Genomic DNA, 14,029 nt, shown 5'->3' with positions numbered 1-14,029 from the left:
CGCGATTGAGCGAAATCTCCGATGAGCTCCCCGCCACCACGGGGGTGATCCGTTCCGCAAGACACTCCCCAAGCGTCCCGACCGGTTCTCCTTGCTTGCGCGGAGATGATCCTGCGGCGATGAACATCAGCACGATCCCCGCGATCTCCTCCCCGCGCCGCGGGGATGACTCGACCGTCGGAATCCACGGCGACTGAGAGCCAGAGTGGTCCCCGGTCCCGGGGATAAACCATCAATGAGTTCCCAACCTGCGCGTCCAATGTTCAGAGGTCATCGACTCCGGCGACGCGCTGCCTTGCTCCATCCTGTTCGTCGACTGGTGTCGGCCATCCCAGCTGTCTCCGACTCTCGACCACGCTGTTCCGCTGCAGGTCGCAGCATGAGCATGATCCCGTCAACATCCACGGGTTCCCAGTGGTGGCCGTGCACAAGGAACTCAAGGCGTTGTTCATTCCGAGCGGGAAACACCATGATTGCTCGACCCGTGCGCACCATCTCTACGATGCGTTTCCACAGGAGTTCGCGCACGCGCTTGGATACGGCGCCCACGAATACTCCCGCGGATATCTCCAGCAGCCAACGGGTCAGATACCCACGCAATCCGGGGGGACACGCCGAAAGCACGATCACCACCATCAGAACGGTATCTCGTCATAGCTGGTACCGCCGGCGACGGCCCGCCGCGAACCGTCCCAGAGGTACACGACGTTCTCAGCCAGGCCGATGTCAGCATCTTGCTCCGAATCGTCAGGGATGAGCAGCTGGCGAATGTCCCGAACACACCGCTCACGCAACGCTCCGCCATGGAACCGATCACGCAGGGCACGGCGCGCGGCCGCCCCGATGTCGAACGGCGCCTCAGCGGCGAGATCGAAGGCCAACGGAATAGTCAGTTCAGCCTTGTATAGGTCGGCGATGTCGTAGACGAATGACCGCACGTGGCCCGTGTGTACGAACCCGAGGCCCGGCGAACATCCCAACGCGACAATGACCGAGTGCACGACTCCGTAGAGACTCGTGTTCGCCGCAGAGAGCGCTTGATTGACCGGGTCGCTCGCTGCGAAATCCTCGACCTCGTAGTCGCGCCCTGCCCACGGGACGCCCGTGCGACGTGAATGCTCGCGGTACGCGCGTCGGATGCGTGCGCCCTCGCGACCCCGTAGCTGCTGCATCGTCAGGCCAGAAGTATCCTCGCCGGGGAATCGCATGGCGTACATCTCCCGAGCGACACGGAGACGGCTGCTCTGATTTGTCATCAGCTGCGCCTGCGCCTCCAAGAGACGCGAGCTGTGTGCGAGAGAACGCCCGTGCGCGTAATAGCGCACACCTTCCTCACCCACCCAGACCACGGTCGATCCGCTCTCTGCCATGAGCACCATCGCCTGTTGTGTCACGGTGGTACCGGGCCCAAGTAGCAGGGCGCCGAGAGCTGCCGCGGGGATGTGCATCACCCCTCGCTCGTCTGTCGCCGTAATCGCATTCGCGTCACGGTGGAGCTGGCACTTCTCGAGATAAATGAACGTCATTCGATCCTGAGCGCGGACAAGATCCGGCAGATCGGGCGGGCGAGCACCGGGAATCGTCATTTTGGCGGCCTTATCACGCCGGGGCGATGGTCATGAGCCCGCAGCCGTACCCTTTTGCCCGACCGATGCCATGGCAGAGTGCCGAGACGAAGGCGTCACGGTCGATGACCTGCAAAGAGCCTTCGTAGGTGGCAATCCGCAGCGTGACCCGCGTCTCACGGCGGGAGAACGACAAGGTACGCCGATCCTTGATGACGAGCGCGCGCGCTACCTCAGTCTCCTCACTCCGCTCCGCGTGGGGTGCAGCAAGCATATCGACGAGAAATCCCGCATGCTCTTGACGGTCGAGCAACCATCGCTCTTGTTGCGCCACCGTCACATGCCCAAACACCTTGCCGCGCTCGCCCTCGACCGAACGGGTTGTGTGGGTGGGATTGGCAGTCAGCCGGAATGCGTAACGCTGGCCCTTCTCTATGCGGCTCAGCAACGGCGAATACGGTCGCACCAACTGGGTGTCGTCAAGCGAAGGCCACCCAGCCTGCTCAGCGATATGCGTAGAGTCCGGCCGGGTCGGGCTCACGATGTAGACGTGGGTCGCGTGTTGCGCAACGTCAAGGCGCCAAAGAACCCGGCCCTCCGGCCGCGGAGCCGGGTCGGGAAAGGCCGCCTGCACAGCCGCATGCAGCGCGTGTGGCGAAGCAAGAAGCTGCTGAGCGTCACGGCGCGCGGGGTTCAGCTGGATACGGGACAGGTACATCAGACTTCCTCTTCGCTGACAAGCAGCATGGGGTCATGCGGTGAGACGTGTGTGGAGGTGTCGCCCGCAGTCGACAGAGCGGCGACGCCTCGTAGGTCATGAAGTCGCCTTCGCGGATCGAAGCTGCGCGGCACGTCGCGCAGCGTGAAGGCTCCCGTCTCTCCGGGTAGCGCGTCGGCCAGGATCTCTAAGGCGGGCTGCTCGACACTTCGCACGCGTTGGTACCAGGGCGACGCCCGCCACGCCGCTTCCCGGAGAGCCTCCCGCAAAGGACGATCCACGATCTCGGGCATGAGCGGTCGCGCCGGTGGAAAGGCTCGACGCCCCAAATACAGCGGAAACCGAGGGTGGGTCAACGCCTGCCGCAGGCTCTCCAGCATCGCGCGGTCTTCAGTCCCCAACGCTGCAAGGAACACGGCGTCAGCGAGATAGAAACGCTGGGACAGGGGCATCGAGGTCTTGCCATCTAGGGTCCGCGCAGTCTGGAAGTCTCGCTCGATTCGCCCGGGCTGATCGATGCGCACTCCGAACTCCAGCTTGTCGAACCGGTCCAGCGGCTCGGTGCGAGCGAGCCCCAGAGCCGCCGCGACCAGGCCGATCACGCCACTGCGTGTCGGAGCGAGCTCGGTGGCGCGAGTCGCGAAGCGGCTGCGCGAACCCCAGGCCTGCTGCGGTCCGGCGAGTTCGATCAGCAGCGTGCTCACGGTCACTCCTGCGACTGCAGTCGTTCTGCGACGGCCGCCCCGACGCCGGAGACCGCTGCGCCCAACGACACCGGTTGACCGAATACATCCAGCGCTTTCGTGGTGCCGTTGCCACGCACGATCCATGTCTCGACCGGCGTCGTGTCATAGGCGCGGTCGATACCGACTGCATAGTCGGCGAGCCTCTCTGCTGCCTGCGCCAGACGATGTTCCCCGACCACGGCCTCCTCGAACGCACCGACGAGATTCACCGGCTGAGTGTCACGCAGGCTGATCACCACTGCATCCGGCAAGGTGCGGTTCGCGAAGGTGTTCTGCTTGCCGCTCGGCATGCTGGTCACAAAGGCGCGCACGAAGGCCTCGACGGCCAAGCGAGTCGCATCCGCATCGCCCAGATTGCGTGCGAGCAGGTCGACATCGATCGTCGCGTAACGGTAGAGAGTCGAAGCGTTGAACTCGACGGTGCCGATCATTCCGGCGCCGGCGTCTTCTTCGGCGTCCGCATCCTTATGATCATCGACAGCCGTGAAGTAGTCGAACTCCGTCTCCACCGGATGCACACTGACCGCGTGTGCGACCTGGCATGCAGCGTCGACGTTCAGGTCGCTGGCATCGGCGACCATGCGACCGAACAGCGACAAGTCCACGGAATGCGAGCTGTCGAGCGCGTTCTTGACGTCTGCGCCCTTGAGGTGCGCCTTCGGGTCATCGGTATCGTGCGCTTGAGCGCAGAGCTGCGCGAGGTGGTCAAGCTGAAGCGAACTCAAGAACAGCAAGTACCCGGATTCGTGTGGTTGCGGGTTCTCCGCCGTCGAGCGACGGGGGGCCGAGAGCTTGATGCCCGCGGCTGAGAACGCGAAGACTGCCAACTCTTGCGCCCGCTCCACGGGGATGGCCGGGTCTTGCTGGACGATCCGTTCGCCGAGCAGCTCCACGACGCGCTTTGTCCGAGTGCCTAGCGTGGACGAATCCAAGACATCTTTGAAGGCAAGGCGTGTGGCGCGCTTCCATGCCTGGCTGGACACTCGAGCCCGGCGCACGCCGCCGTAGACAGCGGACTTCGGGCTGCCGGTGTCATCGCGATTGAGGTTGCTGGGTGGAACGGTCTGCAGGACGTTGACGTCCACGATGGTGCGGGTCATGTGAGTTCTCCTTGGGTTCGTTCAGGCGTCGTTTGTGGTGTCGTCGGTTTCGGCGACCGTGCCGCCGTCTGACTCGGCATCGTCTTCGGCGTGGCGCACACGATAGAAGTGGCGTCCCCAGACCAGACGAACACGATCCGCCCGATCCTGCGACTGCAGATCAAGAAGGTCACGTGCGAACCGTCCGTAGTCGAGTGGGATGCCGAATGCCCGCAGCTGCTGCACAAGTCCGCGAGCGTGGTGCATAGTCTCGTCCCAGGTGGTCGCTGTGGCCAGAGCGGTGAAGCGTCGGCGTACGGCGTCCTGAGCACCTGAGTGTCGCCCCAGGAGGCGTGCTGATCGCCCGAGCGAGTATCCCGGGCGATGCATGCTCGCACCGCGATGCGACTGCTGGTGCACGGCGAACAGCGTCAGTGCGGCATATGCGGCGCGCTCCGCGGGCTGCACCTCGTCCGGAAGAGCAGCGGGGTTCTCGTAGAGGCCGCCGAGTACCGATCCGGCGAGCGCGGCATCCTCGCCCACACGCTGAGAGACGCCCCGACGCAGGATCGCAAGCTCTGCCACAGCCGTGGAATCGTTGTTCCGATAGCGCGCCTGCAAGGAGGCGGCCTTGGCCGAGACGTGATCGACCAAGCGTTCCCCGAGAGAGGACCGGACAGAAGTGGTCATGCGGCTTCTTCCTTTCTGGCAGCAGCGCCGAAGGTTTTTGCAAGCGAGCTCAGGAACCAGCCCTCGGCGCGCGGCGTTGTGATGAGATCTGTGCGCCCTCCGCGCGACACGTCGCGACCCACCCAAGCCGCCGGTCCGGACGTCTCGATGAGCTCGGTCCCCAGTTCCCGCAAGATGCCGTATGCAGTTCGCTTCCACTCCGAGACGACTTCGACGGGGTCACTCGCGTCTGTGAGGGAGGCCAGCCAACACCGATATGGTGCATCGAAGGCCGCATAGGCGACCTCGCCGGCGCGCACCCGTGCGCCTTCTCCTGTGCCCCCGGCGGCGCGGTCGAGGTTCTCGGCAAGGTGACGCAGGGCGAGAACACCTTCATCCGCCAGCCGAACGGCTTCTTGCGCTTGAGCAGCGAGAGGCCGATTGCGATCGCGGAGCAGGGCCACGGGGATCAGTACCTCGTCATCGATCACTTCGTCCACGACGGAATTGTTGCTGCCATAGACCACACCGATCGCCCGGAGCCGGAACTGGTCTCGTGAGGGGAGTAGATCCGTCTCATCTTCGACGCGTTGCAGCCATCCGACGATGCCCGGTGGCAGACTCGCCGGAATGTCACGCTTGGGGACAGGCACGGCGAGTTCAGGAAGCAGTGCACCGATGCCGCGCCACATCGCACGCCCCTGCTGATGCTCGCGCGGCATATAGGTCGTCTGCTTCGCCGCCTTGGTCTGCGGCTCGCTGAAACGCCAGGCAGACATCGGCTCGTGGGTCTGCTGATTCTGCGGAGTGAGTCTGTCGCCGTTGGTGACGAGGCATCCGGTCACGCGGCTGCCGGATGGGAAGAGCCGGATGCGGCGCGCCTGCCAGGTGTAGAGCCGCACCGGGCCGCGAGGAACGATGCCTTCACGTTCGGCGGCGTCATCTGCTTGCTCTTCCTCCCACGGCGGGACGTCCCACTCGGCGTCGACATCGAGACCATCGTCCGTTGCGACAAGGTTCAGCAGCAGTGTGTCTCGCAGGGTCTGCCCCTGCACATACACGCCGCCGAGAAGACCCGCCCACGCCAATCCGAGTGGGTAGCCCTTGCCACCTTTCACTCGCGGGTCACCGAGAGCACCGCTCTTGATACCACTCGGATCCCAGGCCTGCGCATCGACCAGCCAGCGTGTCGCCTCTGCGAACGACAGTGATGAGGCTCCCGACCCTGCGCGGTTCGTGAATAGCCGGTTGTTGCTGGGCAAGTCCAGGATGAGCGGCGACACATCCTTGTGGTCACCCGATGCGGTTGCGAGGTCTGCGACCTGGAAGAACGGACGTTCAGGGTGGAACAGCTCGAAGCGGTCAGCGTAGAGGTCGAAGTAGTCATCGATATCCCCGTTGGGCAGCCCGTTCTCACGCCAGAATGCCCACACATCGATGGTGAGTTTGTCACCACGCAGCGTGCGATAGAGGATCGCCAGCATCAGTCGCAGGATCGCGAATGCCTGGGTGGGGAGATCACCAGTGATCTCGGCAATCTCGTCGGCCCGGTGAAAAGCGTCACGCAAAGAGACCTCGGCTGCCGATCCGTCAACGAGGCGAACTGCGATCCATGCGTCGTCGAGAACGCTGAACTGCGGATGCACTGCTCCCATGTTCCCCACTCCCCGCAGGTGGTCGGCGGCGTCGCCGATGTCCGAGGTCGATGTCACTCTTGACCCGACAGCATCACGCTACAGACGCATCATCGATACGTCAAGCAAGAAAAATCCTCTCAATTATTACTCTCCAACAATTCAGCATTCATAAAATGAGACGGACCCCTCCGGTATCGGAACAGCCCCGCCAGCGCGGGGAACACTCGAAGGTTTTGCTCTCGAACAATTCAGCGGGATCATCCCCGGAACTCGCAGGGCGACGAAATCCAACCGACTGCCAGGATACGCGCCGAGTCCAGCGTAAACCTTTCATTGACGAACGGGGTCGTACTCGATATGATGACGTTTGAGGTCGCAGATAGCGCGCGAAAGCACGGGATCGCCGACGACGACATGTTCCACGCGATCGACTATGCGGTCCGATACGTCGAGCAGGAATACGACGGGGAGTTGAGAATGCTGGTGATCGGACCGAGTCGAGCCGGCGCGCTCCTTGAGATCGTCCTCGTCCCGGTCGATGAACCGCAACGGATCATCCACGCCGACATCCTCCGACCAGGTCGACGAGGGCTGTTGTAAGAGAAGGATCCTGAATGGGCACCGTCAAAGTCGCGTCAGAGCACGGCATCGAAGACTTCCTCGGGGGCATCGACCCGTCGTCGATGAGAGACGCCGCGCATCTGCGGGAGATCGCCGCCGCTCGACGAGCCCTCGCTGAGGCCGATCAGAGGTTGCGCGACGCCGTTGCGGCAGCACGTGCCGCGGGAGACTCCTGGGCGGCGATCGGCGTCGCACTGCGGACCTCCAAGCAGAACGCCTACCGAAAGTTCGGCGCCGATCAACCGGCCCGGGCGAATGTCAGACCGTCGTCGGGCGTGTAGCGAAGATCGAACTCATTGAGGCGCGCCCTGCCGTCGCCGTCTACCACGAGTACGAGTTCCCCCCTGAGAGCAGGACTCGCGTGCCACTCGGGCAGCTCGAAACCTCGTTCCAGTGTTGCGATATGCCGGTCGATCGCGTTGCCGTGGCACATTCCCGCTGGCAGGCGAAGCGTGCACCCCAGGATGGTGCGCGTCAATGCGCCACGAGGAGCCTCATTCACCGGGATGTCGCGGGGTCCGCCTGCGAGCCACGCCGGCGTCGCGAGCCCCCCGTCAATCCTGCGCTGAAGGACGATGACTTCGAGAGTCTCATCCCCATCACGTACCGTCGCCCGTCCCGGCGGCGTGAGATCTGGATCCACGTCGGGACCGCTGATCCATCCGAGCAGCGTCGACGATCCCTCAGCGACACCCTGCAGACGAAAGCTGTGCGCCTTGTCGCGAAGCCGTTGCTGTTCCCGCTCGTGCTTCCTCGTCGCATCGTCGACCGCATCGCGCCACCCCGTTGGGATGAACGACAAGTCGTGGCTGTAGACCGTCTCCACGAGGTAGGCGATGTCATCCGGAACCGACAACACATCTCGTCCGTGCAGTGCAGCCGTGGTGCGCAGAAGGATTGCTTCGGAGTAGACCCGCGTCGATCCGCGAACGAATTGCGGCGGCTCGGCGTCCCAATTCGTTCCCGTCAACACGAGCCGAGGCTCGCGCAACGGCAAGGGCCGTCCGGCGCGCAGATGGCGATGGAGCCGACCACTGCGCTGCAGAAGCAGATCGATGGGTGCCGTGTCAGTGACCATCAGATCGAAGTCGATATCCAACGATTGCTCGATCACCTGCGTAGCGACGACGATGCTTCGCTTCGGCCGATCCCCCTTCGGGCCATATGCCGACAAGAGCTCGCGATCCTTGCGTGCCCGGTCGAGGCCGAGGAAGCGAGAGTGTGCGAGCGTCACCGGGAGGTCTCCCCCGAAGGCGTCGCGCAACAGTGCAGCCGTCTCTTGTGCTCGGCTGACCGTGTTGCGGATGACAGCAACGTTCCCCCCATCACGAAGAGCGGAGCGGAGCAGATCGATGAGCACAATATGGTCATCCGGGATGCGATCAATATGAAGCCTCCGCGTATCGCTGGCCCCGCCCGGCAAGGTCAGGGCAGGCGGTCTTCTCCACTGCGAGACGGTGATCGCCGGGTACCAGAAATCACCGTCCAGCCTCCGGTATCGAGCTTCCTTCGCCTGCGCGCTCACGGCACGCCGCTCAGCACGTTCCGCGCCCGACATCGAGGGGTCCAGCGGCGGCGCAGGTTCGAGCGCCTCGCGACCGCGATCGTATGCCTCCACAAACGCCCGCCGCTGTGACGATGCCAGAGTGGCCGAGAGCAGGATCACAGGCACTCGATACGCGCCAAGCCACTCGATCACGCGCGTCAGATACTCCTGCATATAAGCGTCGTACGCGTGCACCTCGTCGATGATGACGACCTTGCTCGCGAGAGCGAGATGTCGCAGCATCAGGTATTTGCTCCGCAGCCCGGCGAACAGCGCCTGGTCGACCGTGCCCACGACAAAGTTGGACAGCGGTCCCCTCCGAGGGTCACTGAACCATCGGTGAGCCACGACGAGCGATTCATCGGATTCGCGGCGGGCCGCGTAGTCATCGCCAATCGATCGGAAGTGGGCCTCACGAGACTTTTGCGCGAACTCGGGATTGAGCATCGACTTCCCCCGAGCCAGGAACAGGCTGGCCGGGGTATCGAGATCGAGCCGGTCAGCCCACTGCAAGACTCGCGAGAACATCCCGTCAGTGGTCGCCTGGGTCGGGAGCCCGACGAACACGCCACTCAAGCCGAAGCGGCCGGCGAGGATCTCCGCGGCCAGGAGTGCGGCCTCCGTCTTACCCGACCCCATCTCGGCTTCGAGGATCATCAACTCGGGTCGTTCAACCTGCATCGCCTGTCGTACGAAAGCTTCCTGCGCGGGTCGAGGGGCAGCACCCGCGGGAAGGTCGAACCGCGCCGTCAGCATCGCGGTGACGTCTGTCTGATCGCTTCTCGGTGCCCATGCGCGTGGGAAGTCGAGGTCGGCCCATGCACGCGCGACTCTGTCCTCCGTGGTGTCCCGCGGCGGCTCCCCCAAAGGGGCGGCATCAAACAGATCACTGCTCGCTATCCAATCGGACACGATGACAATCGCGCTGAGCATGACGAGCACAGGCTGCGTGAACTCGGCGGCTCTCCACTGCTCACCTGACCCCACAGATGCGTGATCCCGGTCGGCTGCTGCGAGCAGTTCATTTCGAACGTCGATCCAGGAACCCGATCCGACAAGGTGCGGTCGGGGTTCTGCCTCGGACACCAGTTGCCGCGAGGGCGGCTGTCCGTGATGCGCCGCTGCAACGCTAGCGAGACGACCAGCTGCCAGCTTGGAGAATCCATGGACCAACTGAAGCCAGTCACGGATGGCCAGGTAGCTCACCAACTCGTGGCGGACCTGCCTGCGTTCGTCGCCATCCTTGATCCGTGGATCGATCTCGAGATCTTCGTCTCGCATGACATCGGCAAGGAGCGGCACCTGCACTGCGAATGCGGGCGACGCTTTCCCGACATCATGTGTCCCTGCGAGCCAAACGACGAGGTCGCGTGCGGCGCTCCTTGTGCCGACGGCATCCGTGAGCATCGATTTCAGCGATTCGGGAACCCACTCCTCCCATAACAGCGCGGCCACCGCTGCGGTGTCAGCCAGATGCTGGACCAGTGGCAGCCAGCCTTGCAATGCAAAATCGGGTCCGGGTCCGGTGCGCGTCTTTGCCCAGACGGATCGGGCGCGTCGGCTGAACTCACCGGAAGCCAGGTGTTGGGTCACGGCACCATCCTGCCGCTCCCCGCCGCCACGAACGCACGACGAGCCGCATCCGTTGTCAGCAGTGCGGTTTGACCGGCGCTTCTTACCCGGGATGCCGGCAACCAACCCCCGCCACAGCAACCCCACCCCGCCGATAGACTGATCCCCATCCCCGGCACCCAATTCCAGGAGCTCAGCCGCGTGACCACTCCCGTCGCCGACACCGTCGCGAACGCCATCGCCACCCCGACCAAGGATCAGCCGTACGCGGCGCTGGGCCTCAAGCCCGACGAGTACGAGCAGATCAAGACGATCCTCGGCCGCCGGCCGACCAGCGGCGAGCTGGCGATGTACTCCGTCATGTGGAGCGAGCATTGCTCCTACAAGTCGTCGAAGATCTACCTGCGCAAGTTCGGCACCAAGACGAACGACGAGATGAAGAAGCGCCTCATGGTCGGCATGGGCCAGAACGCCGGCGTCGTCGATGTCGGCGAGGGCTGGGCGGTGACCTTCAAGGTCGAGTCGCACAACCACCCGAGCTACATCGAGCCGTTCCAGGGCGCCGCGACCGGCGTCGGCGGCATCGTGCGCGACATCATCTCGATGGGCGCGCGCCCGGTCGCCGTCATGGACCAGCTGCGCTTCGGCGCGATCGACAACCCCGACACGGCGCGCGTCGTGCACGGCGTGGTGTCGGGCATCAGCTTCTACGGCAACTGCCTGGGCCTGCCCAACATCGGCGGCGAGACGGTGTTCGACGCCGTCTACCAGGGCAACCCCCTCGTCAACGCGCTCGCGGTCGGCGTGCTGCGCCACGAAGACCTCAAGCTCGCCAACGCCTCCGGCGCCGGCAACAAGGTCGTGCTGTTCGGCGCGCGCACGGGCGGCGACGGCATCGGCGGGGCATCCATCCTCGCCTCCGACACGTTCGCCGACGGCGGACCGACCAAGCGCCCCGCCGTGCAGGTCGGCGACCCGTTCGCCGAGAAGGTGCTCATCGAGTGCTGCCTCGAGCTCTACAAGAGCGACCTCGTCGAAGCCATCCAGGACCTCGGCGCCGCCGGCATCTCCTGCGCGACGAGCGAGCTCGCCGCCAACGGCGACAGCGGCATGCGCGTCGACCTCGAAAACGTGCTCCTGCGCGACCCCACGCTCACGCCCGAGGAGATCCTCATGAGCGAGTCGCAGGAGCGGATGATGGCCATCGTCGCGCCCGACAAGCTGGATGCCTTCCTGGAAGTCACCGGCAAGTGGGATGTCGAGACCAGCGTCCTCGGCGAGGTCACCGGCGACGGCCGCCTGCAGATCTTCTGGCACGGCGAGCAGATCGTCGACGTCGACCCGTCGACCGTCGCCGTCGACGGCCCGGTCTACGAGCGGCCGGTCGCCTACCCGACCTGGATCGACGCCCTCCGCGACGACTCGGCATCCGCCCTCCCCCGCAGCAGCGACCCGGCCGACCTCCGTGACCAGTTCCTGCAGCTGCTGACGAGCCCGAACCTCGCCGACACGTCGTGGGTCACCAACCAGTACGACTACTTCGTCTTGGGCAACACGGCCCTGTCGTTCCCCGACGATGCCGGCATGATCCGCGTCGACGAGGAATCGGGCCTGGGCTTTGCGATCGCCACCGACTGCAACGGCCGCTTCTGCCAGCTTGACCCCTACGCCGGCGCACAGCTCGCCCTCGCCGAGGCCTACCGCAACGTCGCCGTCACCGGCGCCGTGCCGACCGCCGTCACCGACTGCCTCAACTTCGGCAGCCCGGAGAACCCCGAGGTCATGTGGCAGTTCGGCCAGGCGGTCGACGGCCTCGCCGAGGCGTGCCTCGAGCTCGGCGTGCCGGTCACCGGCGGCAACGTCAGCTTCTACAACCAGACCGGCGACGTCCCGATCTTCCCGACCCCGGTCGTGGGCGTGCTCGGCATCATCGACGACGTCGCCCGCCGCATTCCGAGCGGGTGGCAGGATGCCGGGGAGAACATCTACCTCCTCGGTGTCACCGCGACCGAGCTCAGCGGCTCGGCGTGGGCCGGCACCGTGCACGGCCACCTCGGCGGGCGGCCGCCGGCGGTCGACCTGGCGCAGGAGAAGCGGCTCGCCGAGCTCATCCACGCGGCATCCCAGCAGGAGCTCGTCTCGTCCGCCCACGACCTCTCGGCCGGCGGGCTCGGCCAGGCCCTCGCCGAGGCGACGGAGCGGTTCGGCGTCGGCGCCCGCGTGTGGCTGCGCGAGATCATGGAGCGCGACGGCGTCGATGCCGCCACCGCCCTGTTCAGCGAGTCGACCGGCCGCGTCATCGTCTCGGTGCCGCGCGAAGAGGACGTCAAGTTCCGTGGACTGTGCGAAGGCCGCGGATACCCGGTGCTCCGCATCGGCGTCACCGACACCGAGCCCACGCTCGAAGTGCAGGACGTCTTCACGATCCCGGTCGCCGAGTTGCGCGCCCTGTCGCAGGCGACGCTGCCGGCCGTTTTCGGGGACACCGTCGCCGAGCCCGTAGGGTTGACCTCATGAGCGACCCGGACGAGTACGAGGGCATGAATGCCGCGCGCACGCGCCGTACCCGCATCGTCGCGTGGGTGACGATCATCGCGCTGATCCTCGTCGGCGGCGGTGCGACCGTGCTCGCGCTGCTCTTCGGCTGACAGTCGCTGCGTTTCGTCTCGGCCCTGCGGGCCTCGCTCAACGACCGGAGGGCTGGCGTTCCGTTGCGGCGTTTCGTCTCGGCCCTGCGGGCCTCGCTCAACGACCGGGGGGCTGCGGCGCGGGGACTCCGGGGGCACGCCGGACGGCGCCCCTCCTCCGGACGTTGAGCGAGCGGCGCAGCCGCGAGACGAAACGCAGCAAGCCGGATGCCGGGAGACAAACCCCGGCGGCTCTCAGGCATGCTGGATAGCATGACGCTGTGGACCTGGCATGGGCAGTCGAGTTCTGGTGGATCGGGCCGATCGTGATCGGCACGGGCACCCTCGGCTGGCTCGGCCTGCGCCACGAACGCGCCGAGCGCCTGCGCCGCGTCGAGCTCGAAGCCGCACGGCAGGAGCTCAAAGCCGCCCGCCGTGACGCGGCGAGCGCCCGCGCCGCCGTGCGCGTCGCACGCACCGAGCTCGTCCGGCTCCAGGCCGAGCGCGCCGCGCACCGCGCCACCCCGGCCGACGTCGCCGGAGCGAGACACGCCCTCGACACCGCCCAGCGCGAGACGCGGGCCGCGAGCGCCACCGTCCGCGCACACCGCGCCCGGGTCTCCGCCGCGCGGGCCGCCCTGCCCGCCGGCGCCGCCGATCCGGCCGCCCTGCCGCTGGCCCGCCTGATGTCCGGCCACGACGCCGTGACGGCCCGCTGGATGGCGTACGAGACCGACCCGGCCCGGCTCATCGCGTTCCCGGCGATGACCGATGCCCGCGTTCCGGCGACGGCGACGTTCCTCGCCGAGCAGCGCACGACGTGGCAGCTGCGCCCGGCATCCGCCCGCGTGCGACTGACGACGGCGCAGTTCGCGGCCTACCGCGACAGCGTCGCGCGTCTCGGCCGCGCGTTCGACGCGGCCGAGGCCGAGGCGTGGCGCCGCGCGCGCGCCGAGGGCTCCGCGCCGCCCGTGCCGACGCGGGGCGATCCGGATGCTGCGGCCGCCCCGACGACCGACTGGGCGGCCTTCGCGCAGTCGCTGACCCAGACCGTCATCGTGCGCTCGGCCGAGGCGCTGGCCCGCGTCGCGGCGCCGCCCGCATCCGATGCCGCCGCCGGGCCCACACCGTCGCCCAGGCCGCAGCCGGCGCCCTCGCCGCAGGCCCGCCCCGACGGCCGCGTCTGGCCCGTGCCCGCCCGCGACAGCCGGTCGGCGCGACCGTGAGCGCCGCGCGCGCGTAGGGTGGC

Annotated in this window: 13 protein-coding genes; 4 read left to right on the top strand and 9 right to left on the bottom strand. The window is 66.2% G+C overall.

The features are described 5' to 3' along the window. Positions 1 to 270 precede the first annotated feature (270 nt). From cas2e to QM720_RS05960, 8 genes are all read right to left on the bottom strand, one after another. Complete coding sequence (cas2e, locus tag QM720_RS05995) at positions 271 to 636, bottom strand: type I-E CRISPR-associated endoribonuclease Cas2e (RefSeq protein ID WP_415125233.1); 366 nt, start codon at positions 634 to 636, stop codon at positions 271 to 273. After that, positions 636 to 1,586, bottom strand: a complete 951-nt coding sequence (cas1e, locus tag QM720_RS05990) for a type I-E CRISPR-associated endonuclease Cas1e (protein WP_415125232.1) — start codon at positions 1,584 to 1,586, stop codon at positions 636 to 638. The genes cas2e and cas1e overlap by 1 nt, the downstream gene beginning before the upstream one ends. A gap of 13 nt (positions 1,587 to 1,599) precedes the next feature. Then, on the bottom strand, positions 1,600 to 2,283 hold the full coding sequence (cas6e, locus tag QM720_RS05985; RefSeq protein WP_415125231.1) for a type I-E CRISPR-associated protein Cas6/Cse3/CasE: 684 nt from the start codon (positions 2,281 to 2,283) through the stop codon (positions 1,600 to 1,602). Further along, positions 2,283 to 2,987: a type I-E CRISPR-associated protein Cas5/CasD gene (gene cas5e / locus QM720_RS05980; RefSeq protein WP_415125230.1), complete on the bottom strand. Its 705-nt coding sequence runs from the start codon at positions 2,985 to 2,987 to the stop codon at positions 2,283 to 2,285. Before cas5e ends, cas6e begins: the two co-directional genes overlap by 1 nt. Positions 2,988 to 2,989: 2 nt before the next feature. Beyond that, a complete protein-coding gene (gene cas7e / locus QM720_RS05975) occupies positions 2,990 to 4,129 on the bottom strand; it encodes a type I-E CRISPR-associated protein Cas7/Cse4/CasC (RefSeq protein WP_415125229.1) in 1,140 nt (379 codons plus the stop codon). Between the two features lie 21 nt (positions 4,130 to 4,150). Then, positions 4,151 to 4,798 carry a type I-E CRISPR-associated protein Cse2/CasB gene (gene casB, locus QM720_RS05970; RefSeq protein WP_415125228.1) on the bottom strand — a complete coding sequence of 216 codons (648 nt, stop codon included), beginning with the start codon at positions 4,796 to 4,798 and terminating at the stop codon, positions 4,151 to 4,153. Beyond that, positions 4,795 to 6,489 (bottom strand): type I-E CRISPR-associated protein Cse1/CasA, encoded by a 1,695-nt coding sequence (casA, locus tag QM720_RS05965; RefSeq protein ID WP_415125227.1) that lies wholly within the window; start codon positions 6,487 to 6,489, stop codon positions 4,795 to 4,797. Before casA ends, casB begins: the two co-directional genes overlap by 4 nt. A gap of 255 nt (positions 6,490 to 6,744) precedes the next feature. Continuing rightward, positions 6,745 to 6,975, bottom strand: a complete 231-nt coding sequence (locus QM720_RS05960) for a hypothetical protein (RefSeq protein WP_415125226.1) — start codon at positions 6,973 to 6,975, stop codon at positions 6,745 to 6,747. A gap of 53 nt (positions 6,976 to 7,028) precedes the next feature. Here QM720_RS05960 and QM720_RS05955 point away from each other — a divergent pair, with 53 nt between their 5' ends. Next, positions 7,029 to 7,316: a hypothetical protein gene (locus QM720_RS05955; protein ID WP_415125225.1), complete on the top strand. Its 288-nt coding sequence runs from the start codon at positions 7,029 to 7,031 to the stop codon at positions 7,314 to 7,316. Here the strand turns inward: QM720_RS05955 and cas3 are convergent. Further along, complete coding sequence (gene cas3, locus QM720_RS05950; RefSeq protein ID WP_415125224.1) at positions 7,274 to 10,174, bottom strand: CRISPR-associated helicase Cas3'; 2,901 nt, start codon at positions 10,172 to 10,174, stop codon at positions 7,274 to 7,276. The genes QM720_RS05955 and cas3 overlap by 43 nt on opposite strands. 180 nt (positions 10,175 to 10,354) lie before the next feature. On the opposite strand from cas3, the gene purL reads away from it, so the two are divergent. The 3 genes from purL (at position 10,355) to QM720_RS05935 (ending at position 14,006) form a co-directional block, all read left to right on the top strand. Further along, a complete protein-coding gene (gene purL, locus QM720_RS05945) occupies positions 10,355 to 12,670 on the top strand; it encodes a phosphoribosylformylglycinamidine synthase subunit PurL (RefSeq protein ID WP_415125223.1) in 2,316 nt (771 codons plus the stop codon). Next, a complete protein-coding gene (locus QM720_RS05940; protein ID WP_415125222.1) occupies positions 12,667 to 12,801 on the top strand; it encodes a hypothetical protein in 135 nt (44 codons plus the stop codon). Before purL ends, QM720_RS05940 begins: the two co-directional genes overlap by 4 nt. Positions 12,802 to 13,061: 260 nt before the next feature. Then, positions 13,062 to 14,006 (top strand): hypothetical protein, encoded by a 945-nt coding sequence (locus QM720_RS05935; RefSeq protein WP_415125221.1) that lies wholly within the window; start codon positions 13,062 to 13,064, stop codon positions 14,004 to 14,006. Positions 14,007 to 14,029: the final 23 nt, after the last annotated feature.

This window comes from Microbacterium sp., from assembly GCF_047602155.1.
In the GTDB taxonomy this organism is placed as follows: domain Bacteria; phylum Actinomycetota; class Actinomycetes; order Actinomycetales; family Microbacteriaceae; genus Microbacterium.
This window is presented reverse-complemented; position numbering and strand designations above follow the sequence as displayed.

Bases quoted from the DNA above. Each gene is read 5' to 3' on its own strand.
- cas7e (WP_415125229.1), bottom strand. From the start codon at position 4,129: ATGACCCGCACCATCGTGGACGTCAACGTCCTGCAGACCGTTCCACCC.
- cas2e (WP_415125233.1), bottom strand. From the start codon at position 636: ATGGTGGTGATCGTGCTTTCGGCGTGTCCCCCCGGATTGCGTGGGTAT.
- cas6e (WP_415125231.1), bottom strand. From the start codon at position 2,283: ATGTACCTGTCCCGTATCCAGCTGAACCCCGCGCGCCGTGACGCTCAG.
- QM720_RS05940 (WP_415125222.1), top strand. From the start codon at position 12,667: ATGAGCGACCCGGACGAGTACGAGGGCATGAATGCCGCGCGCACGCGC.
- QM720_RS05955 (WP_415125225.1), top strand. From the start codon at position 7,029: ATGGGCACCGTCAAAGTCGCGTCAGAGCACGGCATCGAAGACTTCCTC.
- cas1e (WP_415125232.1), bottom strand. From the start codon at position 1,586: ATGACGATTCCCGGTGCTCGCCCGCCCGATCTGCCGGATCTTGTCCGC.
- casB (WP_415125228.1), bottom strand. From the start codon at position 4,798: ATGACCACTTCTGTCCGGTCCTCTCTCGGGGAACGCTTGGTCGATCAC.